General features: G+C 72.9%; 24 protein-coding genes. 9 read left to right on the top strand and 15 right to left on the bottom strand.

Annotated features, from left to right (window positions below):
- Positions 1-59 precede the first annotated feature (59 nt).
- Both KK483_RS19340 and KK483_RS19335 read right to left on the bottom strand, forming a co-directional pair.
- The gene (locus KK483_RS19340) at positions 60-1343 is read right to left on the bottom strand and encodes a HAMP domain-containing sensor histidine kinase (protein ID WP_262009598.1); all 1284 of its coding nucleotides are present in this window, start codon (positions 1341-1343) and stop codon (positions 60-62) included.
- Between the two features lie 119 nt (positions 1344-1462).
- Positions 1463-2119: a response regulator transcription factor gene (locus KK483_RS19335; protein WP_262006465.1), complete on the bottom strand. Its 657-nt coding sequence runs from the start codon at positions 2117-2119 to the stop codon at positions 1463-1465.
- Positions 2120-2277: 158 nt separating this feature from the next.
- Here KK483_RS19335 and KK483_RS19330 point away from each other — a divergent pair, with 158 nt between their 5' ends.
- The 4 genes from KK483_RS19330 to KK483_RS19315 are packed head-to-tail and all read left to right on the top strand — an operon-like array spanning position 2278 to position 6018.
- Entirely contained in the window at positions 2278-2820 is a 543-nt protein-coding gene (locus tag KK483_RS19330; protein ID WP_262006464.1) for a hypothetical protein, read from the top strand.
- The gene (locus KK483_RS19325; protein WP_262006463.1) at positions 2817-4130 is read left to right on the top strand and encodes an efflux RND transporter periplasmic adaptor subunit; all 1314 of its coding nucleotides are present in this window, start codon (positions 2817-2819) and stop codon (positions 4128-4130) included. Before KK483_RS19330 ends, KK483_RS19325 begins: the two co-directional genes overlap by 4 nt.
- Positions 4127-4816: an ABC transporter ATP-binding protein gene (locus tag KK483_RS19320; protein ID WP_262006462.1), complete on the top strand. Its 690-nt coding sequence runs from the start codon at positions 4127-4129 to the stop codon at positions 4814-4816. The genes KK483_RS19325 and KK483_RS19320 overlap by 4 nt, the downstream gene beginning before the upstream one ends.
- Positions 4816-6018 carry an ABC transporter permease gene (locus KK483_RS19315; RefSeq protein ID WP_262006461.1) on the top strand — a complete coding sequence of 401 codons (1203 nt, stop codon included), beginning with the start codon at positions 4816-4818 and terminating at the stop codon, positions 6016-6018. The genes KK483_RS19320 and KK483_RS19315 overlap by 1 nt, the downstream gene beginning before the upstream one ends.
- A 134-nt stretch (positions 6019-6152) precedes the next feature.
- Here the strand turns inward: KK483_RS19315 and KK483_RS19310 are convergent, their stop codons facing one another.
- Positions 6153-6656: a GbsR/MarR family transcriptional regulator gene (locus tag KK483_RS19310; protein WP_262006460.1), complete on the bottom strand. Its 504-nt coding sequence runs from the start codon at positions 6654-6656 to the stop codon at positions 6153-6155.
- Positions 6657-6745: 89 nt separating this feature from the next.
- Here KK483_RS19310 and KK483_RS19305 point away from each other — a divergent pair, with 89 nt between their 5' ends.
- Together KK483_RS19305 and KK483_RS19300 are read left to right on the top strand one after the other, a co-directional pair.
- On the top strand, positions 6746-7666 hold the full coding sequence (locus KK483_RS19305) for an ABC transporter ATP-binding protein (RefSeq protein WP_262006459.1): 921 nt from the start codon (positions 6746-6748) through the stop codon (positions 7664-7666).
- A complete protein-coding gene (locus KK483_RS19300; RefSeq protein WP_262006458.1) occupies positions 7663-9279 on the top strand; it encodes an ABC transporter permease in 1617 nt (538 codons plus the stop codon). The genes KK483_RS19305 and KK483_RS19300 overlap by 4 nt, the downstream gene beginning before the upstream one ends.
- A gap of 62 nt (positions 9280-9341) precedes the next feature.
- Here KK483_RS19300 and KK483_RS19295 read toward each other — a convergent pair whose 3' ends face one another.
- The 7 genes from KK483_RS19295 to KK483_RS19265 form a co-directional block, all read right to left on the bottom strand.
- Positions 9342-10553: a cytochrome P450 gene (locus KK483_RS19295; protein WP_262006457.1), complete on the bottom strand. Its 1212-nt coding sequence runs from the start codon at positions 10551-10553 to the stop codon at positions 9342-9344.
- Positions 10554-10681: 128 nt separating this feature from the next.
- On the bottom strand, positions 10682-11344 hold the full coding sequence (locus tag KK483_RS19290; RefSeq protein ID WP_262006456.1) for a response regulator transcription factor: 663 nt from the start codon (positions 11342-11344) through the stop codon (positions 10682-10684).
- Positions 11341-12696, bottom strand: a complete 1356-nt coding sequence (locus tag KK483_RS19285) for a sensor histidine kinase (protein ID WP_399014335.1) — start codon at positions 12694-12696, stop codon at positions 11341-11343. Before KK483_RS19285 ends, KK483_RS19290 begins: the two co-directional genes overlap by 4 nt.
- 111 nt (positions 12697-12807) lie before the next feature.
- The gene (locus KK483_RS19280; protein WP_262006454.1) at positions 12808-13692 is read right to left on the bottom strand and encodes a S9 family peptidase; all 885 of its coding nucleotides are present in this window, start codon (positions 13690-13692) and stop codon (positions 12808-12810) included.
- Positions 13693-13805: 113 nt separating this feature from the next.
- Positions 13806-15011 (bottom strand): kynureninase, encoded by a 1206-nt coding sequence (gene kynU / locus KK483_RS19275; RefSeq protein WP_262006453.1) that lies wholly within the window; start codon positions 15009-15011, stop codon positions 13806-13808.
- Positions 15004-15849 (bottom strand): tryptophan 2,3-dioxygenase, encoded by an 846-nt coding sequence (gene kynA / locus KK483_RS19270; protein WP_262006452.1) that lies wholly within the window; start codon positions 15847-15849, stop codon positions 15004-15006. The genes kynU and kynA overlap by 8 nt, the downstream gene beginning before the upstream one ends.
- A 171-nt stretch (positions 15850-16020) precedes the next feature.
- On the bottom strand, positions 16021-16434 hold the full coding sequence (locus KK483_RS19265; RefSeq protein ID WP_262006451.1) for a DUF3151 domain-containing protein: 414 nt from the start codon (positions 16432-16434) through the stop codon (positions 16021-16023).
- A 198-nt stretch (positions 16435-16632) separates the two neighbouring features.
- Between KK483_RS19265 and KK483_RS19260 the strand changes: the two genes are divergently transcribed.
- The 3 genes from KK483_RS19260 to KK483_RS19250 all read left to right on the top strand — a co-directional run bounded on the left by KK483_RS19260 (position 16633) and on the right by KK483_RS19250 (position 20642).
- A complete protein-coding gene (locus KK483_RS19260; protein WP_262006450.1) occupies positions 16633-17295 on the top strand; it encodes a (2Fe-2S)-binding protein in 663 nt (220 codons plus the stop codon).
- A 120-nt stretch (positions 17296-17415) separates the two neighbouring features.
- Positions 17416-18411 carry a xanthine dehydrogenase family protein subunit M gene (locus tag KK483_RS19255; RefSeq protein ID WP_262006449.1) on the top strand — a complete coding sequence of 332 codons (996 nt, stop codon included), beginning with the start codon at positions 17416-17418 and terminating at the stop codon, positions 18409-18411.
- Complete coding sequence (locus KK483_RS19250; RefSeq protein WP_262006448.1) at positions 18408-20642, top strand: xanthine dehydrogenase family protein molybdopterin-binding subunit; 2235 nt, start codon at positions 18408-18410, stop codon at positions 20640-20642. Before KK483_RS19255 ends, KK483_RS19250 begins: the two co-directional genes overlap by 4 nt.
- A 118-nt stretch (positions 20643-20760) precedes the next feature.
- Here KK483_RS19250 and KK483_RS19245 read toward each other — a convergent pair whose 3' ends face one another.
- The 5 genes from KK483_RS19245 to KK483_RS19225 all read right to left on the bottom strand — a co-directional run bounded on the left by KK483_RS19245 (position 20761) and on the right by KK483_RS19225 (position 25971).
- Positions 20761-22269, bottom strand: coding sequence for an MFS transporter (locus KK483_RS19245; protein WP_262006447.1), 1509 nt, complete (start codon positions 22267-22269; stop codon positions 20761-20763).
- Positions 22270-22476: 207 nt separating this feature from the next.
- Positions 22477-23499 carry a class II fructose-bisphosphate aldolase gene (gene fbaA, locus KK483_RS19240; RefSeq protein ID WP_262006446.1) on the bottom strand — a complete coding sequence of 341 codons (1023 nt, stop codon included), beginning with the start codon at positions 23497-23499 and terminating at the stop codon, positions 22477-22479.
- Positions 23500-23673: 174 nt separating this feature from the next.
- The gene (gene pyrE, locus KK483_RS19235) at positions 23674-24213 is read right to left on the bottom strand and encodes an orotate phosphoribosyltransferase (RefSeq protein WP_262006445.1); all 540 of its coding nucleotides are present in this window, start codon (positions 24211-24213) and stop codon (positions 23674-23676) included.
- Between the two features lie 10 nt (positions 24214-24223).
- Complete coding sequence (locus KK483_RS19230; RefSeq protein WP_262006444.1) at positions 24224-25042, bottom strand: aldose 1-epimerase; 819 nt, start codon at positions 25040-25042, stop codon at positions 24224-24226.
- Positions 25043-25062: 20 nt separating this feature from the next.
- Positions 25063-25971: an SRPBCC domain-containing protein gene (locus tag KK483_RS19225; protein WP_262006443.1), complete on the bottom strand. Its 909-nt coding sequence runs from the start codon at positions 25969-25971 to the stop codon at positions 25063-25065.
- Positions 25972-26014 lie beyond the last annotated feature (43 nt).

Raw genomic sequence — 26014 nt, 5'->3', positions numbered from 1 at the left:
AGACCTGTCGACGCACGGGCTCTGTTGCTCAGTGCCGCGGCTCCCACCCGCCGCCCGTGTCAGTCCGGGACGAGGACGTGGTCCCGGGTGCTGAGCGGCAGGCTGACCGTCACCACCAGGCCGCCGCCCTCGCGGGGGCGGGCGGTGACCTCCCCGGCGTGGGCGCGGGTGACCGAGCGGACGATGGAGAGGCCGAGCCCCGCGCCCTTGGCGGTGACCAGGCGGTCGGCGCCGAGGCGGCGGAACGGCTCGAAGAGGGCCGGGATGTCGTAGGGCGCCACCACCGGGCCGGTGTTGCTCACCTCGATCTCGACGAGGTCGCCGTCCCGGGTGCGGCTGGTGATCCGTACCCAGCCACCGTCCCCGGTGTTGTGGCGGATGCCGTTCTCGACGAGGTTGTGCACCAGCCGCTCCAGGAGCAGCGCGTCACCCGTGGTGGGCGCCTCGCCGGCGGTGTCGTGGACGGCGATCCCGGACTTCTTCGCCTCCGGTGCGGTCTGGGCGACGACATGCTCGACCACATCGGCGAGGTCGACCGGGCGGCGGTCGGTGAGCTCGTTCTCGGAGTCGGCGAGCAGCAACAGGCCGTTGATGAGCCGCTCGTGGCGGGAGTTGATCCCCAGCAGGTTCTCGCCGAGCTGTTTGACGTCCGGGGACGCCGTCCTGCGGTGCATGGCCACCTCGACCAGGGCGCGGCCGAGGGTGAGCGGGGTGCGCAGCTCGTGCGAGGCGTTGGCGACGAAGCGGCGCTGGCCGTCGAAGGACCGGTCGAGCCGTTCGACCATGGTGTCGAAGGTGTCGGCGAGATCCTTGACCTCGTCGACCGGGCCGCGCAGGGCGATGCGCTCGTGCAGGCCGCGGTCGGCGACGCGGGCGTCGGCTATCCGCCGGGCCGTGTCGGTGACCCGGTGCAGCGGGGCGAGGACCCGGCCCGCGACGAGCCAGCCGAAGCCGGCCGCGGCGCCTCCGACGATCAACAGCGCGATGCCGCCCTGGGCGAGGAGCGAGGTGGTCGCCGCCTCGCGCAGCGCCGCCTGCTCCTGCTCCATGCGCGCCACGGCTTCGGCGCCCCTGAAGACATCGCCGCTCCGGGTGAAGACGACGATGTCCTTCTGCTTCCCGAGGCCCGCGGGTGCGTCGGTCCCGGTACCCGGGGGTTGGGTCCGGGTGCCGGGCAGCTCCGTCCTGGCGAGGAACTTGTGTCCGGACTGCGACAGCTGATGGGTGAAGAGCGCGTAGGTGACGCCGAGGAGGACGACGCCCGCGACGAGGAACAGGCCGCCGTAGATGAGGGTGAGCCGGGCCCGCAGCGTGAAGCGTCGTGAGCGGCACGGGAAGCGCAGAAAGCGCGGGAAGTGCAGACGGCGCGGGCGGCGGGGCAGGCGCGGGAGGCGAGGCGGGCGCGGGCGGCGCGGCAGGCACGGGCGGCGCGGCAGGCACGGGCGGCGGGGGTGCAGAGCGCTCACGGGATCCGGTACCCCGCTCCCGTCACGGTCTCGACGACCGGCGGATCGTCGAGCTTGCGGCGCAGCTTGAGGATGGTGAGCCGCACCACCCCGGTGAACGGGTCGGTGTGCTCGTCCCATGCCTTCTCCAGCAGGCGCTCGGCGGAGACCACGGCCCCGTCGGCGCGCAGCAGTTCGTCGAGCACGGCGAACTCCTTGCGGGACAGCGGGACGTACCGCCCGTCCCGGAAGACCTCGCGGCGCGCCGGGTCGAGGGTGATGCCGGCCCGGCGCAGCACGGGCGGGGCGGCCGGGCGGGCCCGACGGCCCAGCGCCTGCACGCGGGCCGCCAGCTCGGGGAAGGCGAACGGCTTGGGCAGATAGTCGTCGGCGCCCAGCGAGAGGCCGGTGACGCGGTCGCTGATCTCGGCCGCCGCGGTGAGCATCAGCACCCGCGCGGCCGACTCGGAGCCGACCAGTTCGCGGCAGACGTCGTCGCCGTGCACGACGGGCAGGTCCCGGTCGAGCACGACCACGTCGTAGTCGTTGACCGTGATCCGCTCCAGCGCCGCCCCGCCGTCGAGCGCGACGTCGACGGCGTGCGCGTCGTCACGCAGCCACTCCGCTATCGCGTCGGCGAGCATCGGCTCGTCCTCCACCACCAGCACCCGCACCTGTCCGTCCGTCCTCTCCCGGTTCGCGCCCGGCACATCGTGGCCGACGCGGTGTTTGCTCCCTGTTAGCTCCGGTGGAAACGGTGCCGAAACGCCCCGCCGCGTTGCATCGCTGCCCGGGCGGCCGGAGCAGGTCCGGCCGGTGGAAGGAGACGGCGATGAAGAGTCCGGCGAAAAGGCGGCGGACCCTCGGGGCGTTCGCGGCGATACCCGTGGCGCTCACCCTTGCCCTGACGGGCTGCGGCTCGAACGAAGGCGGCAGCGAGGTGGCATCGGCCGGCGGGGCGAAGAAGCCGGCCGGCGGCAGCAGCGCCGCCTCGGGCCTCAGCCAGGAGGAGAAGGGGCTCAAGTTCGCGCAGTGCATGCGCGAACACGGCATCGGCATGGAGGACCCGGTCGACGGCAAGATCATGATGAGGAAGCAGGAGGGCCTCAGCCAGGCGGACATGCAGGCGGCGCAGGATGCCTGCAAGCAGTACTCCCCGATGGGCGAGGGCAAGCGGCCCGGCCCGGAAATGGAGAAGAAGGCCCAGGAGTTCGCCGAGTGCATGCGCGGGAACGGCGTCGACCTGCCCGACCCCGAGCCCGGCCAGGGCGGGATCAGGATCGACAAGAAGATCGGTGAGGACCCGGACTTCCCGAAGGCGCAGAAGGAGTGCGAGAAGATCCTCCGGGGCGAGGGCAAGGGCGGCGCCCAGTGACGAGCGCACCGACCGTCGACGGCCACCCCGCCGACGGCCACTCCACCGAGGGCGATTCCGCCGAGGGACACACCGCCGAGAGCGACTCCGCCGAGGGCAGCTCTGCCGAGGAACACACCGCCGAGAGCAGCTCCACCGAGGGCAGCGCCGCCGAGAGCCTCACCTCCGACGGCCGGTCCGCGAAAAGCGATGCCGCCTCGGCCCGGTTCCGCCCCCGCCGCCGCAAGGGCCGGGGCAGGAAGATCGCCGTCGCCCTCCTCGTCCTCGCCGCCGCCGGCGCGGCCACCGCCGCCACGCTGGGCATCGGCATCGACCTCGACGGCCGGGACGGCGGTACGGACCCGGCGGCCGCGCTGCCGCCGAGCACCGCCGAGGTCACCCGTCGGACCCTCAAGGACACCCAGAGTGCCGACGGCGAGCTCGGCTACGGCCCGGCCACCGGCCTGGGCTCCCGCCTGCCCGGCACGCTGACCCAACTGCCCGCGAGCGGGGACACGATCAGCCGGGGCAAGCCGCTCTTCAAGGTCGACGACAAGCCCGTCACGCTGATGTACGGCCCGGTGCCCGCGTACCGCGCGATGAAGGCCGGCATCACGGAAGGGCCCGACGTCGAGCAACTGGAGCGCAACCTGGCCGCCCTCGGCCACACCGGCTTCACCGTCGACGAGGAGTTCACCGACGCCACCGCCGACGCGGTCAAGGCGTGGCAGGAGGACCAGGGCCTGCCCGAGACCGGCGCCGTCGAGTTCGGCCGGGTGGTGTTCGCGCCCGCCGCGGTACGGGTCGACAGCCTGGCCGCCGCGGAAGGGGATGCGGCCGGACCGGGCGGCAAGGTGCTCTCGTACACCGGCACCGACCAGGTCGTCACCGCCGAACTCGACGTCGCCGACCAGCGGCTGGCGAAGAAGGGCGCCGAGGTCGCCATCGCCTTCCCGGACGGTACGAGTGCCAAGGGCACGATCGCCGAGGTGTCCACCGTGATCGAGCCGGGCGAGGGCGGCCAGGACACCGAGCCGGAGACGAGGATCGAGACCATCGTCGAACTGGGCGCCGGGAAGAACCAGAAGGCGGCGGCCGCCTTCGCCCTCGCCTCCGTCGACGTCACCTTCACGGCCGAGGAGCACAAGGACGTACTCACCGTCCCCGTCGCCGCGCTCGTCGCACTCCAGGAGGGCGGTTACGGCGTGGAGGCCGTCGAGGGCACGACCACGCGCTACGTCCCCGTCGACACCGGCCTCTTCGCCGACGGCCGCGTCGAGATCTCCGGGGACGGGATCGCCGAGGGCATGACCGTGGGGATGCCGCGATGATCTCCCTGACGGATGCGACCAAGGTCTACCCCGGCGCAGTCGCCGCCCTCGACGGTGTCTCGCTGGAGATCCGCCGCGGTGAACTGGCCGCCATCGTCGGCCCGTCCGGCTCGGGCAAGTCGACGATGCTGAACATCATCGGCACCCTCGACCGGCCCTCGTCCGGGACCGTGCGCATCGACGGCCACGACGTGGGAGCCCTCAAGGACAACCGGCTCTCCGCGCTGCGGGCGCGCACGATCGGCTTCGTCTTCCAGCACTTCCACCTCGCCTCCGGCACCACGGCGCTGGACAACGTGGCCGACGGGCTCCTCTACTGCGGACTGCTGCCGGGCGAACGCCGCCGGCGCGCGGCCGCCGCACTGGAACGGGTCGGTCTCGCCCACCGCATGGACCACGAGCCGCACGAGCTGTCCGGCGGCGAGAAGCAGCGGGTCGCCATCGCGAGGGCCGTGGCCGGGGAGCCCCCGCTGCTCCTCGCCGACGAGCCGACCGGCGCCCTGGACTCCGTCTCCGGCGCCGGGGTGATGGCGCTGCTGCGCGAGCTGCACGCCGCGGGCACCACGGTCGTGATCATCACGCACGACCGGGAGATCGCCGCGAGCCTGCCCCGGCAGGTGCGGATGCGGGACGGCCGGGTGGTCGCCGACACGTTCCGGCGCCCCGCCGTACTGGGGGTGGTGTGATGGCGGGCGTCCTTCAGCCGGCCCGGATGCGGCCGCGCGACGTCGTGCGGGTGGGCGGCGTCGGGCTGCGCACCCGGCCGATGCGGGCGTTCCTGTCCGCGCTCGGCATCGCCATCGGCATCGCGGCGATGGTCGCGGTCGTCGGCATCTCGTCCTCCTCCCGTGCCGAACTGGACCGGACGCTCGCGGCGTTGGGCACCAATCTGCTCACCGTCGCGCCCGGCCAGACGCTGCTGGGCGAGGAGGCGAGGCTGCCGATGACGGCCGAGGCGATGATCGAGCGGATCGGTCCGGTGGACTCGGTGTCGGCGATCGGGCGGATCAGCGGGGCGAAGGTCTACCGCACCGACCGGATCCCCGCGTCGCAGACCGGCGGCATCGCCGCCTACGCCGTACGCACCGACCTGCTGGACACGGTCGGGGCCACGGTCCGCAGCGGCACCTGGCTCAACGGTGCCACCGGCAGGTATCCGGCGGTGGTGCTGGGTGCGGAGGCGGCCGAGCGGCTCGGAGTGACCAGGGCCGGATCGGAGGTCCGGGTCCTCGTCGGCGGCGAGTGGTTCACCGTCGTCGGCATCCTCGATCCGGCGCCGCTCGCGCCCGAGCTGGACAGCGCGGCCCTGACCGGCTGGCCCGCCGCGGAGTCGGTGCTGGGCTTCGACGGCCACCCGGCCACCGTCTACACGCGCTCGGACGAGTCCCGGGTGGAGTCGGTCCGCTCGGTGCTCGGCGCGACGGCGAGCCCGGAGGCGCCCAACGAGGTCGACGTCTCCCGCCCGTCCGACGCGCTCGCCGCCCAGCAGGCCGCTGGTGAGGCGTTCACCGGACTGCTGCTCGGCCTGGGGGCGGTGGCACTGCTGGTCGGCGGGGTGGGGGTGGCCAACACCATGGTCATCTCGGTGCTTGAGCGCCGCGCCGAGATCGGCCTGCGCCGCTCGCTCGGCGCCACCAGGGGCCAGATCCGCACCCAGTTCCTCGCGGAGTCGCTGCTGCTCTCCGCGCTGGGCGGGGCCGGGGGCGCGCTCCTGGGCACCGCGGTCACCGCGGGCTACGCCGTCTACCAGGGGTGGCCCGCCGTCGTACCGCCGTGGGCGGTGCTCGGCGGGGTCGGCGCCACCATCGCCATCGGCGCGCTGGCCGGGCTCTATCCGGCGATCCGCGCCGCGCGCCTCTCCCCCACGGAGGCGCTGGCGACGCCGTGACAGGGCCGAGGCCGTGACAAAGCCGGGGCAGTGACAGGGCTGGGGCAGTGACAAAGCCAGGGCCGTGACAAGGCCGGGTCCGTGACAGGGCCGGGTCCGGGGCCGTGCCGCACGAGCGGTGCGGCCCCGACGCGTCAGCCGCTCTCGCCGAACTTCTCGGCGCGCACCGTGCGCCAACGCTCCATCATCCCGGCCAACTCGGCCTCCAGGAACTCGAAGAACGCGAGCGTCTCCGCCAGTCTGCGTCCGGCCCCCGTGTCGGGCCCGAGCTTGGCGATCCCGTCGCGGAAGGTGTCCTCCCAGGCCCGCAGGAGCTGGTCCCGGTTGGCGATGGCTTCGTACCACTGGTTGCTGGCCACGCGGTAGCGCTCGCGCCGGGAGCCCGGTTCGCGTTCCCGGGAGACCATGGTGACCTGGGCGAGATAGCGGACCGCGCCGGAGACGGCGGCCGGGCTGACCTTGAGCTGCTCGCCCAACTCCGCGGAGGTCATCACTCCGGTTTCGGAGGCGATCAGGGCGGCGAAGACGCGGGACGGCATCCGGGGCACACCCGCCTCGACGAACTGCGCGGCGAAGCGCTCGACGAAGTCGGACACCGCCCCTTCATCCGGCTTCCGCTCGGTCTGCTCAGTCACCACCGGATCATCTCCCCTGCTCACGGCCCCACGTCAAGTTTATACGCTTTCTTAACTTCACAAATTTGTGAAACCACCGTACGTTCTGAACCATGACGAAGGCCATCACCGTCTCCGGACTGCACAAGTCGTTCGGGCGGACGCACGCACTGGACGGTCTCGACCTCAGCGTCGAGACCGGCGAGGTCCACGGCTTCCTCGGGCCCAACGGCGCCGGGAAGTCCACCACCATCCGGGTCCTCCTGGGCCTGCTGCGCGCCGACTCGGGCGCCGCCCAGCTGCTCGGCAAGGACCCCTGGAAGGACGCCGTCGAGCTGCACCGGCGGGTCGCGTACGTCCCCGGAGACGTGACGCTCTGGCGCAACCTCTCCGGCGGCGAGGTCATCGACCTCTACGGACGGCTGCGCGGCGGACTCGACAAGGCGCGCCGCGACCGGCTGGTCGAGCGGTTCGAACTCGACCCCACCAAGAAGGGGCGTACGTACTCCAAGGGCAACCGGCAGAAGGTCGCCCTCGTCGCCGCCTTCGCCTCCGACGTCGACGTGCTCATCCTCGACGAGCCGACCAGCGGCCTCGACCCGCTGATGGAGGAGGTCTTCCAGAGCTGCGTCGCCGAGGAGCGCGACCGCGGCCGGACCGTCCTGCTCTCCAGCCATGTGCTGAGCGAGGTCGAGGCGCTCTGCGACCGCGTCAGCATCATCCGCAAGGGCGTCACCGTGGAGACCGGCACCCTCGCCGACCTGCGCCACCTGACCCGTACGAGCGTCACCGCGGAGCTCGCGGGCGCGCCCAACGGGCTCTCGCACCTGCCCGGCGTGTACGACCTGGACGTCCAGGGCAAGCGGGTGCGGTTCCAGGTCGAGACGGACAAGCTGGACGCGGTGCTGCGGTCGCTCACCGAGTCGGGAGTACGGTCGCTGACCAGCACCCCGCCGACGCTCGAGGAGCTGTTCCTCCGCCACTACCAGGACGACCTGCACGCGGAGCAGACGGCAGGGACGGTGGCACGATGACCGCCGTCGCCGAGACCGGCACCTTCGCCGTCCGGGGCGGCGGCTCCCGGCCGCTGGCCGGGACGGGCGCACTGCTCAGGCTCGCCCTGCGGCGCGACCGGGTCATGCTTCCCGTCTGGGTCGTGGTGCTCACCCTGATGGTCGTCAGCGGCGTCGGTTCGCTGGAGACGCTGTACGACACCGAGGCCGAGCGGGCCCAGCTGGCCGTGTCGATGGCCGGCAACAGCTCGCTGCGCAGCATGTACGGGCCGGTGTTCGACCACAGCGTGGGCGGTCTGGTCGCGTGGCGGTTCGGCACCTTCGCGGCGGTGCTCGCCGCGGTGATGAGCCTGATCATCGTCGTGCGCCACACGCGCGAGGAAGAGGAGACGGGCCGTCAGGAGCTGCTGTCCTCGGCGATGGTGGGACGGCGGGCGCCGCTGACCGCGGCCCTGCTGACCGCGGTGATCGCCAACGCCGCGGTGGCGCTGCTGATCACCGCGGGCCTGTCCGGGCAGGGCGCGGGCGGTGCGCTCGCCCTCGGCCTCGCGATCGGCGGGACCGGCGTGCTGTTCGCCACGATGGCCGCGATCGTCGCCCAGCTGAGCGAGAGCGCCCGGCTCGCCAAGGGACTGACGTCCGGGGTGCTGGGGCTGGCGTTCGTCCTGCGGGCGGCCGGTGACGCGGGCACGGCCGACGGTTCCTCGGTGCTGACCTGGCTGTCACCGATCGGCTGGGCGGAGAACGTACGGGCCTTCGCCGGCGAGCGCTGGTGGGTGCTCCTGCTGATCACCGCGGCGGTGGCCGTGCAGTGCGTCGTCGCGTACACCCTGGCCGGGCGGCGCGACGTCGGCATGAGCTTCCTGCCCACCCGCCCCGGACCGGCCGAGGGCCGGATCGCGACGGCCGGCGGGCTCGCCTGGCGGTTGCAGCGCGCCACCCTCCTCGGCTGGGCGGCGGGCTTCCTGCTCACCGGGATCGTCTTCGGCGGCATGGCGAGCGGCGCGGCCGACCTGGTCGGCGACAACGAGCAGGCCAAGGAGATCTTCGAGCGGATGGGCGGGCAGGCGGCGCTCACCGACGCCTTCCTCGCGGCGATGACCGGCATGTTCGGGATGGTCGCCGCGCTGTACGCGGTCGGGTCGGTGCTGCGCATGCACGGCGAGGAGACGTCCCAGCGGGCCGAGCCGGTGCTGGCGAACGCGGTCGGCCGCATCCCGTGGGCCGCGGGCCACCTGGTCGTCGCCTTCGGCGGCGCCGCGCTGATCCTGCTGCTCAGCGGGGCCGGCCTGGCGATCGGCCACAGCGGGGAGCTGGGTCCGCTCCTGGGCGCCGCGCTGGTCCAGGTCCCCGCGGTGTGGACGCTGGCGGGCCTGACGCTGCTGCTGTACGGCGCCTTCCCGCAGGCGACGACGGCGGCGTGGGGAGTGGCGGGGCTGTGCCTGGCGCTCGGCTGGATCGGTCCGGCGCTGAACCTGCCGCAGTCCGTGCTGAACCTCTCGCCCTTCGGCCATCTGCCGAAGCTGCCGGGAACGGAGATGGACTGGACCCCGGTGCTGCTCCTCACCGCGATCGCGGTGGCCCTGGTGGCGGCGGGCCTGGCGGGCTTCCGCCGCCGGGATCTCAGCACCTGACCGGGTCCCGCCGCTCTCTCCCCGGCCCGCTCCCCCGCACGGCGGGCGGGCCGGGGAAGAGGTCACAGCTCCACGCGGAGCCCCCGCAGCCCCCTGATCACGAACCCCGCCCCCCACTCGGGCTCCTCCACCACCCTCATCGTCGGCGCCTGCCGCAGCAGTTGCCCGAACGACGCCGCCAGTTCGATACGGGCCAGCGGCGCGCCCAGGCAGTAGTGGATGCCCGCGCCGAAGCTGATGTGCGGGTTGTCGGCGCGGGCCAGGTCCAGCGCGTCAGGGCGCTCGAAGCGCGCGGGATCCCGGTTCGCCGAGCCGAAGAGGAGCGCGACCTCACCACCGCGCGGGATCACGGTGCCGTCGAGCTCGATGTCGTCGAGGACCCAGCGCTCGAAGAGCTGGAGCGGGGTGTCGTACCGCATCAGCTCCTCCACCGCCGTGGGCAGTCGCCCCGGATCGGCCCGCAGGGCCGCCAGTTGCTCCGGGTGCCGGAACAGCGTCCACCAGCCGTTCGCCGTCGTGTTGACCGTCGCCTCGTGCCCCGCGTTCAGCAGCAGCACGCACGTGGAGACCATCTCCTGCTCGCTGAGCCGGCCGCCGTCCTCGTCCTGCGCCGCGATCAGTGCCGAGATCAGCTCCTCCCCCGGTTCCTTGCGCCGCCGCGCGATCAACTCCCGCAGATACGCGGAGAACTCGACGGACGCCCGCACCGCCCGCGCCGCCGTCTCCTGCGTCGGGTTCAGCTCGTACATCCCGCAGATCGCCGCCGACCAGGGCCGCAGCAGGCCCCGGTCCGCCTGCGGTATCCCCAGCATCTCCGCGATCACCGCGACCGGCAGCGGCTCGGCGACGTCGGCGAGCAGATCGCCGCCGCCCGCCTTCACCAGCTCCCCCACGAGCCCGGCGGCCAGCCGCCGCACGGCCGGTTCCAGGGCCTGCACCGTCCGGGGTGTGAACGCCTTCGCCACCAGCCGCCGGATCCGGGTGTGGTCGGGGGCTTCGAGGTCCAGCAGACCGTGGTCGTTGAGCGTGTGGAACGGCTCGTGCGCGGCCGGCGGCGGGGTCCGCCCGAACTCCTCGTGCGTGAACCGGTGGCGGTACGTACGCCCCAGCCGCCGGTCCCGCAGCAGCGCCGACACATCGGCGTGGTGCGGCACGAGCCACTGCCGGGTCGGCTCGGACCAGTGCACCCGGCCGCGAGCGCGCAGCTCCGCGTAGGCGGGGTACGGGTCGGCGACGAACGCGGGCGACCAGGGGGCGAACGGAGCAGCGTCCATACGCGGATGCTAGGCCCTGCCGTTCGGATCTTGCCGGGGCCGCAGCGGCTCGCGTGCCCTGGCACGCGCCCTGATCCGCCCTGATCCGGCCTGATCCGGCCTCATCCAGACGACAGGGCCTCGTCGCCCTACCCGGGCGTGACCAGCCTCGCCTCGTACGCGAACACCGCCGCCTGCGTCCGGTCGCGCAGCCCCAGCTTCACCAGGATCCGGCTGACGTGGGTCTTGATCGTGGACTCGGCGACGACGAGGTGCGCGGCGATCTCCGCGTTCGACAGGCCCTGTGCGATCAGCACCAGCACCTCCGTCTCGCGCTCCGTCAGCTCGCCGATCCGGGCCATCGCCGGGGGCCGCGGCGACGCGGCCGGGATCCGCGAGAACTCGGTGATCAGCCGGCGTGTGACCGTCGGCGCGAGGAGCGCCTCGCCCGCCGCCACGACATGCACGCCGTCCGCGAGCTGCCGCGCCGACGCGTCCTTCAGCAGGAAGCCCGACGCACCCGCGCGCAGCGCCTGGTACACGTACTCGTCGAGGTCGAAGGTGGTCAGGACCAGCACCTTGGCGTCGGCGTCGGCCGCGACGATCTCACGGGTCGCCTCGATGCCGTTCATCTCCGGCATCCGGATGTCCATCAGGACCACGTCCGGGCGCAGGGCGGTGACCTGGGCGACCGCCTCCCGGCCGTTGACCGCCTCGCCGATCACCTCGATGTCCGGCATCGCGTTCAGCAGCACGGAGAAGCCCTCGCGGACCATGGCCTGGTCGTCGACGATCAGGACCCGGATGGTCATGCGCTCTCGTCCTTCGCCACGGGGAGGAACGCGGCGACCTCGTAGCCGCCGTCCTCCGTCTCCGCCGCCGTCATCTCGCCGTTCAGCATCGCCACCCGCTCGCGCATGCCGGTGATGCCGTGCCCGGCCCCCGGCGAGGGCTTCACGAGCCCTCGCGCCGGTCCGTTGACGATCCTGAGGCCCAGGCCGCCGAGCACGTACGCCACCTCGACCTTCGCCGGCGCGCCGGGCGCGTGGCGCAGGGCGTTGCTCAGCGCCTCCTGGATGATCCGGTACGCCGACAGCTCGACGCCCTGGGGCAGTTCGCGCACCGCGCCGGTGACCGCGGTCTCCACGGTCAGGCCCGCGTCGCGCACGTTGGCTATCAGCCCGTCGAGGTCGGCGAGGGTCGGCTGCGGGGCGTCCGGGGCCTCGTGGTCCTCCGCCCGTACGACCCCGAGGACGCGGCGCAGCTCGGTGAGCGAGGCCACCGCGTTCTCGCGGATCGTCGCGAACGCCTGCACCAGCTCGGGCGGCGGGTTCTCGACCCGGTACGGCGCCGCCTCCGCCTGGATGGCGACCACCGACATGTGGTGGGCGACGACATCGTGCAGCTCGCGGGCGATGGTGGTGCGCTCCTCCAGCAGGGTGCGCCGGTCCCGCTCGACGGCGGTGACGCTCTGCTGGACGGCCACCTCCTCGCGGGCCGCACGGCGCACGTTCAGGACGGTCGTGCCGAGCAGCAGGAGCGCCGAGACGAAGACCATCGGCCAGCTGTTCCCGCCGTAGCCGTACCCCGCGATCCCTTCGGCGAACGCTCCGTAGGTGGCGGTCAGCAGCCACATCCAGGCGGCCGTACGGGGCCGGGTGCGCAGCGCGACCACGGTCAGCACGGCGAGATGGGCGGCGAACGGGCCGGGCGGCCAGGGCCAGCCGCTCCAGTGGTCGCCGATGAGGAACGCGAGGACGGGGGTGGACGTCAGCGACAGCCAGAACGCGCCGACCGGCCGCACCAGCGTGAGCAGCACGGCCGCGGCCGGGACCGCGGCGGTGAACAGGACCACGACGCCGCTCGACATGCTGTGGCCCGCCGACAGTCCGGTGACCAGGGTGATGAACGCCAGGAAGCCGACGAAGGCGTGCGGGGTCCAGGCCAGACCACCGCGTATCCGGCCCGGCATCCGGCGCACGACCGGGCCGTCCGTCCGCATCGGCGGCAGCAGCCGGTAGGCGAACGGATCATGGAACAGGTCCTGCCGCAGACCGCCGAGCGCGCCCATCGCCAGGCGGAACTCGGGGCTGCGGCTCTCGGCCTCGGCGCGCGGGGAGCGCGGTATGCGCTGCGTGGTCTGCGTGTCGGTCACGTCTGCCAAGGTACGGGTGCGGAGGCACACGGGCGTCACCTGTGATGAGGATCCCTCGGCGTCCGTCCCAGGTACTACGCGCCGCCCACCCGGCGAACGCAACGAGCCCTGGCGGGCCGTTCACCAGGCGAGCTGGGCGATCTCCTCCGCCACCACCGCGCACGCGTCCGCCGCCGGATCGATCAGCGGGAAGTGGCCGACGCCCTCCAGCAGCGTGAAGCCGACCGTCTCGCCCGCCTTCGCCGCCGCGTCGACGTACGCCTCGGCGACGGCCTGCGGCACCACGGTGTCCTCGCGGCCCTGGACGACGGCGGTCGCGATCCCGGTGGGCAGCAGTGCCGCCGGGTCCGCGTACGGCGCACGCTCCTCGAACCGCTCCTTGCCGCCGAGGAACTGGTGCACCGCGCCGCCGCACACGGACAGCTCCGCCGCCCGTACGAGATCGGCGATCGGGGCGAGCGCGACGACCCCGCGCAGCAGCGGCGGTGACGCGAGCCGCCACGGCGCACCGGCGGGCAGCACATGGCGCGCCGCCGCCCACAGCGCGAGATGGCCGCCCGCGGAGTGTCCGGTGAGGACGGTGCGCCGCGGGTCCGCCTGGGGCAGTGCGGTGCGGGCCAGGCCGGGCAGCGCGTCCATCGCCGCCGCCACGTCGTCGAGCGTCTCCGGCCAGCGCCCGGCCACCGGGCCCGCGGCCCCTTCGTCGTCCCGCTGCTGGGGCAGCGAACCGCCCCTTCGGTACTCCACGTTCGCCACCGCGAAACCGTGCCGCGCCAGGAAGTCCGCGAACGGGGTGATGTGCTGCCGGTCGTACGGCCCCCGCCACGCCCCGCCGTGCAGCACCACGACGAGCGGCGCCGGGTCCCGGGCGTCGCGCGGCGCGTAGAAGTCGACGACCTGGTCGGGGTGTTCGCCGTACGCGGCGGTGGCATCCGGGGCGACGGCCGGATGCGACAGGGCGGAGGCCTCTTCGGCGGCGTCGCGAGCGGCGGCGGGGTCCGGCATGCTGCTCCAACCTTTCGGTGCGGGGGCCGAATTGGCCTGACCAGCGGGGACGGTACCAGGCCCCGCGAGGCCGGGCTGACCGGCCGGCCAGGGCCCGTACCCGGCCCCCGCGATCAGCCGCGCGTCCCGCCCAGGACCTCGGCCAGGACCCTGGCCGCGCGCTCGGTGTCCGCGAACCCGACGTACAGCGGAGTGAAGCCGAATCGCAGCACGTCAGGACGGCGCAGATCGCCGACGACACCGCGTGCGATCAGGGCCTCCATGACGGCCGGCGCGTGCGGGCAGGCCAGTGCGATCTGGCTGCCCCGCTCGGCGTGCGCGGCCGGGGTGAGCGAGGTGAGCCTCCCCCGCGGCACATACGCCTCCACGCACTCCAGGAAGAAGTCGGTGAGGGCGAGCGACTTGGCCCGTACCGCCTCCACGGCGACCCCGTCCCACACGTCGAGCGCCGCCTCCAGCGCCAGCATCGAGAGGATGTCGGGCGTGCCGACCCGGCCGCGTACCGAGCCCTCGGCCGGTGTGTAGCCGGGGGTCATCCCGAACGGGTCGGCGTGCGAGTTCCAGCCGGGCAGCGGTGAGTCGAAGCGGCCCTGGTGGCGCTCGGCGACGTACAGGTACGCGGGCGAACCGGGCCCGCCGTTGAGGTACTTGTAGGTGCAGCCGACCGCGAGGTCCACCCCGTGCTCGTCGAGGCCGACGGGCAGCGCGCCCGCGCTGTGGCACAGGTCCCAGACGGCGAGCGCGCCCCGCGCGTGCAGCGCGGCCGTGATCCCGGGCAGGTCGTGGAGGCGGCCGGTGCGGTAGTCGACGTGGTTGACGAGCGCGGCGGCCGTACGCGGGCCCACCGCGTCCGGTACGTCGGCGGGGTCGACGACGACCGTCCGGTGGCCGGTCAGCCGGGCGGCCGACTCGGCGATGTACCCGTCGGTGGGGAAGGTCGTGGCGTCGACGAGGATCTCGTCCCGGTCCTCCGGCGCCATCCGCACCGCCGCGACCACGGCCTTGAAGACGTTCACGCTGGTGGAGTCGCCGACGACGATCTGGCCCGGCGCGGCGCCGACGAGCGGGGCGATCCGCTCGCCGATCCGCTCGGGCGCCGTCCACCAGCCGCTCTCGTCCCAGGAGCGGATGCGCAGTTCGCCCCACTGCCTGCCGATGACGTCGGCCATCCGGTCCTGGACGTGGCGCGGCAGCGCGCCGAGCGAGTTCCCGTCCAGGTAGACGGTGCCGTCCTCAAGAGCGAACAGCTCGCGCCGCTTGGCCAGTTCGTCCGCCGCGTCCAGCTCCGCGGCCCGCTCGGTGAGTCGCGTCTCAGACATGGCTGCGCGCCGTCCACAGCTCGGGGAACACGTTCTTGGCCGCGCGCTTCTCCAGCCAGGCGACGCCCGCCGAGCCGCCGGTGCCCGCCTTGGCGCCCATGGCGCGGCGGGTGGCGACGAGATGGTCGTTGCGCCAGCGCCACACGAGCTCGCCGACGTCGGTCAACGCCTCGCCGAGGCGGACGAGTTCGGCGTGCTGGTCGTCGTCGGCGTACACGCTCGCCCACACCCGCTCGACCTCGGGCGACGGCTCGTACCGCTGGGACAGGTCGCGGTCGAGGACCTGCTGCGGGACGGGCAGGCCGCGGCGCGCGAGCAGCCGCAGGGCCTCGTCGTACAGGCTGGGCTGCTGGAGCGCCTTCTCCAGTTCGGCGTGGACGCGCGGGGCCCCGCGGTGCGGGACGAGCATCGACGCCGACTTCTCGCCGAGCAGGAACTCCATCCGCCGGTACATCGCCGACTGGAAGCCGGAGCCCTCACCGAGGGCACTGCGGTAGGAGTTGAACTGCACGGGCGTGAGCTGTGCGAGGGGCCGCCAGGAGGTGTTCAGCGCCTCCAGCTCCCGTACCGAGCGCTTGAGCGCGTCCATCGCGACCGGCAGGTCGTCGCGGCGCAGCGCGCCGGACGCGGTCTCCCACTCATGGACGATGACGGTGAACCACAGCTCCATCACCTGGGTCGTGACCAGGAAGACCATCTCGCCGGGGTCGTCGGAGAGGGGGTGCTGGAGGTGGGTGAGGACGTCCGCCTGGACGTAGTCCTCGTACGGGGTAGTGCCCGCGAAGTCGAGGTTCGGGGTGACCGAACCCGCTCCGGAGGCATCGGGATACTGCGACATCGCTGTCTCCTGACACAAGTGTCCGGGTAGCGGTCCGCCCCTTTCCGTTGGTGGTATCGGAGCTCCGGTCCCCTGCGGGCATCATAAACACGAGCCACGCGGGAACGGCCAGAGCGGGCGCCCCGAGAGGCGCCCGCCACCGGGCAGGGCCGGTCGGCCCGGGAGCCGCGCTCAGCCGAGGATCTGCGCGGCGGTCTCGGAGGAGTCCCGCAGGAACGTCGCGCAGCGCTCGTACTCGTGCTGCTCGCCGATGGCCTGCGCGGCGCGGGCGAGGGCGTGCAGGGCGCGCAGGAAGCCGCGGTTCGGCTCGTGCTCCCAGGGCACCGGGCCGTGGCCCTTCCAGCCGCTGCGGCGCAGCGCGTCGAGGCCGCGGTGGTAGCCGGTGCGGGCGTAGGCGTACGACTCCACGACGCGGCCGGCCTCGAACGCCTCGTCGGCGAGCTGGGCCCAGGCCAGCGAGGAGGTGGGGTACTTCGCGGCGACCTCGGCGGGGGCCGTGCCGGACGCGAGCAGCTCCCGCGGCTCGGGCTCGTCGGGAAGATGGGTGGGGGGCGGTCCCCCGAGCAGGTTTTCGTGGATGGACATGCGGTCAAGTGTCACAGAAGCGGCGGGACGGCCGGGCGGCACACCCCGGACCGGACCTCCTGACCGCCAACCCCGCCGCCCTTCGTACGCGTTCCGCCTTCCCCCGCCCCGAGGCGCCCCCGTTGCCGCGCCGGGCATCCGGTTGCACCGTATTTGTCGCTGTATGAGCATTGAGGGGACAAGCGCCCAGGAGGAACTATGCCTGCACGTCGCTCGGCCGTCACCGAACGTGGCCGCACCCTCGATGAACGAGGACCAGGCCCGGTCGAGGTCACCCTGAAGGTCAACGGCGCCGAGCTGACGACGGAGATCGAGCCACGCGTGAGCCTGCTCGACGCCCTCCGTGAGTGCCTGTCCATGACCGGGGCGAAGAAGGGCTGCGACCAGGGCACCTGCGGCGCCTGCACGGTGTGGGTGGACGGGCGCCGCGTGCTGGCCTGCCTCACCCTCGCGATGACCTGCGAGGGCCGTGAGATCACCACCATCGAGGGGCTCGCGGAGAAGAGCGAACTCCACGACATGCAGCAGGCGTTCATCGCCGAGGACGCGTTCCAGTGCGGCTTCTGCACGCCCGGCCAGATCATGTCCGCCGTGGCGCTCCTCAAGGAGGGGCACGCGGGCGACGACGCCGAGATCAAGGAGTGGATGAGCGGCAACATCTGCCGCTGCGCCGCTTACCCGCACATCCGCGCCGCCATCCGCGCGGTCCGCGACGGTACCGACCGCACCGACGGTGCGGGCCGCGCCGACGGTGCGGGCCGCGCCGACGGTGCGGGCCGCGCCGACGGTGCGGGCCGCGCCGACGGTGCGGGCCGCGCCGACGGTGCGGGCCGCGCCGACGGTGCGGGCCGCGCCGACTAGTCCCTGGGCAGTCCCTCCGGTCCGGAGGACGAGCGAGCACAGCACACCGACTGAGCACAGCACCGACCGAGCAGAGCACGCCCGACCGAATGCCACCGAACCGAGCACAGGGAGCCCGCCGTGCGGCCCATCACCTACTCCCGCGCCCCTGACACGGCCAGCGCGATCGCCGCCGTCAGCTCCGACCCCACCAGCGACTTCCTCGCCGGCGGCACCACAGAGGTGGACCTGCTCCGGCAGAACGTCCTCACCCCCCGCCGGCTGGTCGACATCAACGATCTCCCCCTCACCGGAATCGAGGCCACCCCCGAGGGGGGTCTGCGCATCGGTTCCCTGGCCCGGATGAGCGAGGTCGCCGCGGCACCCGTCGTCCGGGAGCGCTTCCCGGTCATCGCCCAGGCCCTGGAGCTCGGCGCCTCCGCGCAGCTCCGGCACATGGCCTCCATGGGGGGCAATCTGCTCCAGCGCGTGCGCTGCTCGTACTTCCGCGACGCCGAGTCACCCTGCAACAAGCGGGACCCGGGCACCGGCTGCTCCGCGATCGAGGGCTTCAGCCGCGGACACGCGGTGCTGGGCACCAGCGACCACTGCATCGCGACGCACCCCTCCGATCTGGCGGTGGCCCTCATGGCCCTCGACGCCAAGGTGCTCACCCAGGGGGCCGACGGCGAGCGCACCTACGCCATCGACGACTTCTTCCTGCTGCCCGGTGACACCCCGCACCGCGAGCACCCCATGGCGCACGGCGAGCTGATCACCGCCATCGAGGTGCCGGCCGCGCCGGTCGCCCGCACGTCCCTGTACCTGAAGGTCCGCGACCGGGAGTCCTACGAGTTCGCCCTGGCCTCCGTGGCCGTGGCGCTGTCGCTCGTCGACGACACCGTGGCGGACGTACGCATGGCCCTCGGCGGTGTCGCCACCAAACCCTGGCGCGCCCGGCGCGCGGAGGACTTCCTGATCGGGGCGGTCGCGGAGCGGGCGAACTTCGCACAGGCCGCCAGGGTGGAGCTGGCCGACGCGCGGCCCACCGTGATGAACGCCTTCAAGGTCGAACTCGCCCAGCGCGCGATCGTACGCGCCCTCGACACCCTCGCGGGGAACGGGAGCCCGGCATGACCACCGCAACCCCGGCCGTCGGACAGGCCCTGGACCGCGTCGACGGCCGCCCCAAGGTGACGGGTGCGGCGCGCTATTCCGCCGATGTCCCGATCCCGGGCCTGACGTACGCGTACATCGTCGGCGCCCGCGTCCCCAGCGGCCGGATCACCGCGATCGACACGAGTGACGCCCTGGCCGAGGAGGGTGTGCTCGCCGTACTGACCCACGAGAACCTGCCGAGGATCGCCGCCCAGCCGCCGCTCGTCCCCTCGCTCGCCGGCACCGCGGCGCCCGGCCAGACGTTCTTCCCCATGCAGGACGACATCGTCCACTACGCGGGCCAGCAGGTCGCTCTCGTCGTCGCCGACACCTACGAGCGCGCCCAGCACGCGGCGAGCCTGGTGCGGATCACCTACGAGGAGACCCCGTCGGTCACCACGATCGACCAGGGGCGCGACCAGGCGTACGAGCCCGAGCGGATCTTCGGCGGGTTCCTGCCGGGCCGTATCGAGCGCGGGGACGCCGAAGCGGGCCTCGCCGGGGCCGATGTACGGGTGGAGGCCACGTACACCTACGCCGCGAACAACCACAACCCGATCGAGCCCTCGACCACCACCGCCGAGTGGCAGGGCGACGAGCTGGTGCTGTACGACGCGACCCAGGGGGTCAACGCCACCCAGATCACCGTCGCCCAGCTGCTCGGCATCCCGCTGGCGAGGATCCGCGTCATCGGTCATTTCGTCGGCGGCAGCTTCGGCTCCAAGGCCATGATCCACAACCATCCGGCGCTGGCCGCCATGGCCGCCCGTGAGGTCGGCCGCCCCGTCAGGCTCGCCCTCACACGTGAGCAGATGTTCACCTCGGTCGGTCACCGTGAGGAGCAGGAGCAGCACCTCGCCGTCGGCGCCACGCGCGAGGGCCGGCTGACCGCGATCCGCCACCACAAGCTCTCGGTCGGCTCGCACTTCGACGACTGGGCGGAGCCGTCGATGGGTCTCTCCTCGCAGATCTACGCCGCTCCCGCCTATGAAGGCGTCTACCGGCTGATCCGCGGCAACACCATGACGCCCACCTTCATGCGCGCACCCGGCGAGGCGTCCGGGATGTTCGCCCTGGAGTGCGCGATGGACGAACTCGCCTCGGAGCTCGGCCTGGACCCGATCGAGCTGCGCCTGCGCAACATCAGCGACACCGACCCCAACACCGGCAACCCCTGGTCCAGCACCGGCCTCAGGGAGTGCTTCGAGCGCGGCGCCGCCCGCTTCGGCTGGGACCGGCGCACCCTGGCGCCAGGCGCCAGGCGCGACGGGAACTGGCTGATCGGGACCGGCATGGCCACGGCCGGATACCCGGTCTTCTCGCCCGCCAACCCGCAGCGCGCCCGCGCCCGCCTGTACGCCGACGGCACGGCCCTCGTACAGGCGGCGACCCCCGACTTCGGCACCGGCGTGGCCACCGTCATGACCCAGGTCGCCGCCGACGGCCTCGGCATGGCCTTCGAGCGCTGCCGCTTCGAGAACGGCGACACCGACCTGCCCACCATCGCGGCGGCCGTCGGCTCCTCCGGCAGCGGGATGATCAGTGCCGCGGTGCACAGCGCGGCCACCGCCCTGCGCAACCAGATGATCGCGCGGGCCGTCGGCGATCCGGGATCGCCCCTGCACGGCGCGGCGATTGCCGATGTCGTCGTCCAGGACGGCGTCATGACCGCGGGTACGTCGAGCGAGTCGTACGCGGCGCTGCTGCAGCGGTGCTTCCAGCCGGACGCGGAGGCCACCGGATCCTGGAGTCCGCCCGGCCCGGGCGCGGAGTACGGCATGCTCACGTTCGGCGCGCAGTTCGCCGAGGTGGCCGTGGACGCGGAACTCGGACTGATCCGGGTGCGCAGGATGACGGGCGCCTTCGCCCCCGGCCGGGTGCTCAACCCCAAGACGGCCCGCAGCCAGCTCATGGGCGGCATGCTCTGGGGCCTGGGGCAGGCACTGCTGGAGGCCAACTACATGCAGCCCGGGACCGGTCGCTGGGCCAACTCCAGCCTCGGCGAATACCTTGTCGCGGTCAACGCCGACGCCCCCGACGTGGACATCGAACTCGTCGAGGTCGAGGACCCGGTCGTCAACCCGCTCGGGGTGAAGGGCGTCGGGGAGATCGGTCAGGTCGGCGTCGCCGCCGCCATCGCCAACGCGGTCCACAACGCCACCGGTCGCAGGCTGCGCAAACTGCCGATGACGATCGAGGACATGCTCTGAGACCCGAGGGCCTGCTCCGAGGCCGCTGAGGCCCGAGAGCCCCTCCGAGGCCCCTGGGCATGGGCAGAGCCCGGCCGCCCCGCCGCGACCCGCGCCCGCGACCGGCGCGCCCCGCGGCTCACTCGGAGGTCTTGTCCCGCCCCTCCCGACGGTCGTCCCGGCCCTCCCGACGGTCATGGCCGTCCTGCCCGGGGTCCGGCCGCGCGATGTGTTCCAGAGTGGGCGCGCCGACCCCGCACTGCACCTTGCACTCGGGCCGGGCGCGCGTCGCCGGCGGCCGCCGGATCGTCGCCCAGGCGATGACCGAGCCCAGCACGAGCACGCCCGCGCACATCGGCATCGCCCGCCGGAAGGTCGCCGCGAACTCCTCCGGGATCCGGTACGCCTCCGGCCCCATCCCGGTCAGCAGCGGCAGCGCGGCCACCGCGAGCAGGCCCGCCGCGCGGGCGGCCGCGTTGTTGATACCGCTGGCGATGCCCGCCCTGGCGGTGTCCACGGAGGCAAGGACGGTGGCGGTGAGCGGGGCGACCAGGGTCACCATGCCGAGGCCGAGCACCAGCGTCGCGGGCAGCACGTCGGCGACGTACGAGGCGTTCGCACCGACGCGGAGCATCAGCAGCATCCCGGCCGCGCAGAGCAGCGGGCCGACGGTGAGGGGGATGCGGGGGCCGATCCGCTCGCCCAGCGCCCCCGAGCGGGCGGAGAACAGGAGCATCAGCACGGTGGTGGGCAGCAGCGCGGTCCCCGCGGCGAGGGCCGAATAGCCCGAGACGACCTGGAGTTGCAGGGAGGCGAGGAAGAAGAACCCGCCGAACGCCGCGTACACGCACACGGTGACCAGGTTGACCGCGGTGAACAGCCGCGAGGCGAAGATCGACGGCGGCAGCATGGGCTCGGGACGGCGCCGCTCGACGACGACGAAGGCCGCACTCGCCGCCACCCCCGCCACACCGGCCCACCAGGCCATGTCGATGAGCGCGTACGTCACGAGCGCGAGGCCCAGCGCGCCCAGCACGGCGCCCAGGACGTCGAACCGCCCGTGCGCGAACGGGTCGCGCGACTCGGGCACATGGCGCAGCGCCACCGGCACGCACAGCGCCGCCAGCGGCACGTTCAGCAGGAACACCCAGCGCCAGCCGGGGCCGTCTACCAGCCACCCGCCGACGAAGGGGCCCACGGCCGCGCCGACCCCGCCGAAGCCGGACCACAGCCCCACGGCGCGGGCCCGGTCGTCGGGGTGGAAACTCGCCTGGATGATGGCCAGGGAGCCGGGTGTGAGCAGGGCGCCGCCGACGCCCTGCAAGGCGCGGGCGATGATCAGCACGAGCGCGTTGGGCGCGAGCCCGCAGGCGAGCGAGGCCACCGCGAACCACACCACCCCGATGACGAACACCCGCCGCCGCCCGTACCGGTCGCCGAGCGCTCCGCCGAGCAGGATCAGCCCGGCGAGGGTGAGCATGTAGGCGTTGACGGTCCACTGCAGGGCCGCGAGATCGGCGTCGAGGTCGTCGCCGATGTGCGGCAGGGCGACGTTGACGACGGTCGAGTCCAGCAGTGCCATGCTGGACCCGAGGACGGTCGTCAGCACCACCCACCGGCCGGTGGTCGACGACAGCCTGATGTCCATACGCCGATCATCCCCCTGGGCCGGTGGCATCGCCTGCGGCAGGACTTTTCCCGCCCCGGCTCCTCCCCACCCCTCGCCGAACGGACGCGAGCCCGCAAACGCAAGGGCCCAAACGCGAGGGCCCAAACGCGAGGGCCCAAACGCGAGGGCCCAAACGCGAGGGCCCGGCACCGGTGACCGGTGCCGGGCCCTCAGGGGGTCCAGCGCTTACTTGATCTTCGTGCCCGTGGAGCGCAGCGCGCCGCACGCCTCGACGACGCGCTTGGCCATGCCCGCCTCGGCGACCTTGCCCCAGCTGCGCGGATCGTAGTGCTTCTTGGAGCCGACCTCGCCGTCGACCTTCAGCACACCGTCGTAGTTCTTGAACATGTGGTCCACGACGGGGCGGGTGAAGGCGTACTGGGTGTCGGTGTCGAGGTTCATCTTCACGACACCGTTCTCCAGCGCGGTGGCGATCTCCTCGGCCGTGGAGCCGGAGCCGCCGTGGAAGACGAAGTCGAACGGGTCGGCCTTGCCGAACTTCGCGGCCACACCGGCCTGCAGGTCCTTCAGCAGCTCGGGGCGGAGCACGACGTTGCCCGGCTTGTACACACCGTGCACATTGCCGAACGACGCCGCCAGCAGGTAGCGGCCCTTCTCGCCCAGGCCGAGCGCCTCGGCGGTGCGGATGGCGTCCTCGACCGTCGTGTAGAGCTCGTCGTTGATCTCGTGGGTGACGCCGTCCTCCTCGCCGCCGGTCGGGGTGATCTCGACCTCAAGGATGATCTTGGCGGCGGCGGCCTGCGCCAGCAGCTCCTGGCCGATGGCCAGGTTGTCGGCAAGGGTCTCGGCGGAACCATCCCACATGTGGGACTGGAAGAGCGGGTTCCTGCCGGCGGCGACACGCTCGGCGGAGACCGCCAGCAGCGGGCGGACGTAGCCGTCGAGCTTGTCCTTCGGGCAGTGGTCGGTGTGCAGCGCGACGGTGATGTCGTACTTCGCCGCCACGATGTGCGCGAACTCGGCCAGGGCGACCGCACCGGTCACCATGTCCTTGCTGTGCTGACCGCCCAGGAACTCCGCACCGCCGGTGGAGATCTGGATGATGCCGTCGCTCTCGGCCTCCGCGAAGCCGCGCAGCGCAGCGTGCAGGGTCTGGGACGAGGTGACGTTGATGGCCGGGTAGGCGAACTTGCCTGCCTTCGCCCGGTCGAGCATCTCGTTGTAGACCTCGGGGGTTGCGATGGGCATCTGTCCGCTCCTTGTGATGTGCGGTTTGCGTTGCTTGGCCCTGACCTGGGGGCGACGTCATCGTCGCACCTATCTTTCCAGACGCCCACGCCGGTGCCCGGCCCAAAGGGCGGGAGGTTTCACGTGAAACACCCGCCCCTCGGCAAAGCCGCAGGTCAGCCCCTGGCGGACCGGTCAGTCGAGGCCGAGGTCCGAGAGCCGGTATCCGGTCAGATAGCTGAGCCCGGCCTCGGCGATGGCGTCGGCGGCGCCGCGGTCCACGATCGTGGCGACCGCGACCACCTCACCGCCCGCCTCACGCACCGCCTCGACGGCGGTGAGCGGCGAGCCGCCCGTGGTCGAGGTGTCCTCGACCACGAGGCAGCGCCGGCCCTTGACGTCGGCGCCCTCGATACGGCGCTGCATCCCGTGGGCCTTCTGGGCCTTGCGCACGACGAAGGCGTCCAGGCGCTCGCCGCGCGCGGCGGAGGCATGCAGCATCGCGGTGGCGACGGGGTCGGCCCCGAGGGTCAGCCCGCCGACGCAGTCGAAGTCCAGCTCCTCGGTCAGATCGAGCATGACCTGACCGACCAGCGGCGCGGCCTCGCCGTCCAGCGTGATCCGGCGCAGGTCGATGTAGTAGTCGGCCTCACGACCCGAGGAGAGGGTCACCTTGCCGTGCACGACGGCCTTGTCCTTGATCTGCTGGAGCAGCTCAGCGCATACGTCAGTCATGCCCAGCAGCTTAGGTCCTGTCCTGAGCGAGCCTCCGCCAGCTCCAGGTCGCGGCCATTTCGAGCGGGTCGATGGGCGTGACCAGGCGCGGATGGGTGTTGAGGCCGTTGGGAGGACCCGACTGGGGCTCGACGCAGACCGCCTCGGGCTCCTCGTCGTAGACCACGACCCACTCCGAGCGGCTCTTCACCGTGAGCTCCAGCTGCTCGGGCCAGGTGAGGGTGACGTGGACGCCGTCCTCCATGCCGAAGCAGTCGTCCCAGGGGCCGGGGGTGGGGGCGATACGGCGGCCGGTGGGGAGGTGGTCGGTGCCGCGCTCCTCCTGCCAGTCCGCGGTGAAGTCGATCCGCACGTCCTTCCCGCCCGGGAAGGCGTTGCGCCGGAACCAGGGGTGCCAGCCCGCCTGCGCGGGGAACGACACGTCGTATGTCTCGACGCCCATCTGGAACGTGAGCGAGTCCTCGGTCAGCTCGAACGTCTGGGTCACGAGTCCGTCGTACGGCCAGGGGTCGCCGAGTTCGTAGGTGAACACGGCCGTGGTCGGGCCGGATGCCTCGCGCGCCATCCGCCAGGCCACGTCGCGGCCGGTGCCGTGGATGGCATGGGGCGGGGAGTTGACGGGCAACTGGTGGGGAACGCCGCCGTTGAGGAACCGGCCGTTCTCGGTGCGTCCGCACCACGGGACCATGGGGAAACTGCCGTAGTGCGGACCCTGGCGGAGGAGTTCGGTCCCTCCGATCCGGAAACTGCTGACGCGGCAGCCGTTCGCGGGGTCAACGGTCAGCTCGGCATCGCCGGCGGTGAGCCGGACACTCTCTTCGCTACTCACACCCCGACACTACTGGCGGACTACCTGCGACGCCGCAGCGCACGCCCGACGACGACGGCGGACGCGATCGCGAGTGCGGCGGCCGGCGCGATCCAGCGCAGAGTGCCACCGGCCGTGGTGGACTGCGGTGCGGGCACGGGCGCGTAGCGGCCGCGGGGCGGCGCGTGGTCGACCTCCTCGGCGCTGCGACCGATCATGGTCCGGCGCGCGTGCGCGGCCTCCGCCGGGGGCTCGTCGCCGTCGCCGAACGTCTCGTCGGCCAGGGGGTCGAGGGAGGGGGGCGGAACGTCGACGTCGAAGAGGGGCGCGGGGTCGGTCCCGGTCCCGGTGCCGCTCCCGGTGTCCGCGCCCGCGTCCGTTCCAGCTTCGGCTTCGGCTTCGGCTTCGGCTTCGGCTTCGGCTTCGGCTTCGGCTTCGGCTTCGGCTTCGGCTTCGGCTTCGGGGACGTCGTCGGTTCGGGGAACCTCGGTCGTGGTGTCCGGCTGGGCGCCGGCGGAGGGGGCGGGTGCCTCGGAGGCCAGCGACGCGGCAAAACGGTCCAGCAGGCGGGTGGCCGCCTGGACGATCGTGTCCGCGGGCAGTTCGGCGAGGCGGCCGTCCGCGTGGGACGTGCCGCTGAAGCCGAGGGTCGTACCGCCCTCCGCCGGGAGGAGACGCAGCGTCAGGGCGACCTTGGCGGAGCCCGGACCGCGGGCCTCCGTGCCCTCGCCCTCGACGGCGAAGTCGCTGCCCTTCGGGGTGATCCGCAGGGCGCCGCGATAGGTGATCGTATGTCCGCCGACGCGGATCTTCAGCCTCCCCGCGAGCGGGCCGACCGCCGCGTCGGCGTCCTGCTGGAGCCCCGGGAGGCAGCGCGCGACGCGGGCAGGATCGGAGAGCGCCTGCCGGAGGATCTCTGCCGGTACCGGAACGAACACCTCATGCTCCATGGCCCGAGCCTACTCAGCCCCGGCCCGCGCGGACCCCTTCTGT

Origin of the sequence: Streptomyces sp. FIT100 (genome assembly GCF_024584805.1) — a bacterium.
Taxonomy (GTDB): domain Bacteria; phylum Actinomycetota; class Actinomycetes; order Streptomycetales; family Streptomycetaceae; genus Streptomyces.
This window is presented reverse-complemented; position numbering and strand designations above follow the sequence as displayed.

What these genes read in the sequence shown, in the direction of transcription:
- KK483_RS19330 (WP_262006464.1), top strand. Translation starts at nt 2,278, where the DNA reads ATGAAGAGTCCGGCGAAAAGGCGGCGGACCCTCGGGGCGTTCGCGGCG.
- KK483_RS19320 (WP_262006462.1), top strand. Translation starts at nt 4,127, where the DNA reads ATGATCTCCCTGACGGATGCGACCAAGGTCTACCCCGGCGCAGTCGCC.
- KK483_RS19315 (WP_262006461.1), top strand. Translation starts at nt 4,816, where the DNA reads ATGGCGGGCGTCCTTCAGCCGGCCCGGATGCGGCCGCGCGACGTCGTG.
- KK483_RS19305 (WP_262006459.1), top strand. Translation starts at nt 6,746, where the DNA reads ATGACGAAGGCCATCACCGTCTCCGGACTGCACAAGTCGTTCGGGCGG.
- KK483_RS19300 (WP_262006458.1), top strand. Translation starts at nt 7,663, where the DNA reads ATGACCGCCGTCGCCGAGACCGGCACCTTCGCCGTCCGGGGCGGCGGC.
- KK483_RS19295 (WP_262006457.1), bottom strand. Translation starts at nt 10,553, where the DNA reads ATGGACGCTGCTCCGTTCGCCCCCTGGTCGCCCGCGTTCGTCGCCGAC.
- KK483_RS19290 (WP_262006456.1), bottom strand. Translation starts at nt 11,344, where the DNA reads ATGACCATCCGGGTCCTGATCGTCGACGACCAGGCCATGGTCCGCGAG.
- KK483_RS19280 (WP_262006454.1), bottom strand. Translation starts at nt 13,692, where the DNA reads ATGCCGGACCCCGCCGCCGCTCGCGACGCCGCCGAAGAGGCCTCCGCC.
- kynU (WP_262006453.1), bottom strand. Translation starts at nt 15,011, where the DNA reads ATGTCTGAGACGCGACTCACCGAGCGGGCCGCGGAGCTGGACGCGGCG.
- kynA (WP_262006452.1), bottom strand. Translation starts at nt 15,849, where the DNA reads ATGTCGCAGTATCCCGATGCCTCCGGAGCGGGTTCGGTCACCCCGAAC.
- KK483_RS19265 (WP_262006451.1), bottom strand. Translation starts at nt 16,434, where the DNA reads ATGTCCATCCACGAAAACCTGCTCGGGGGACCGCCCCCCACCCATCTT.
- KK483_RS19260 (WP_262006450.1), top strand. Translation starts at nt 16,633, where the DNA reads ATGCCTGCACGTCGCTCGGCCGTCACCGAACGTGGCCGCACCCTCGAT.
- KK483_RS19250 (WP_262006448.1), top strand. Translation starts at nt 18,408, where the DNA reads ATGACCACCGCAACCCCGGCCGTCGGACAGGCCCTGGACCGCGTCGAC.
- KK483_RS19245 (WP_262006447.1), bottom strand. Translation starts at nt 22,269, where the DNA reads ATGGACATCAGGCTGTCGTCGACCACCGGCCGGTGGGTGGTGCTGACG.
- fbaA (WP_262006446.1), bottom strand. Translation starts at nt 23,499, where the DNA reads ATGCCCATCGCAACCCCCGAGGTCTACAACGAGATGCTCGACCGGGCG.
- pyrE (WP_262006445.1), bottom strand. Translation starts at nt 24,213, where the DNA reads ATGACTGACGTATGCGCTGAGCTGCTCCAGCAGATCAAGGACAAGGCC.
- KK483_RS19225 (WP_262006443.1), bottom strand. Translation starts at nt 25,971, where the DNA reads ATGGAGCATGAGGTGTTCGTTCCGGTACCGGCAGAGATCCTCCGGCAG.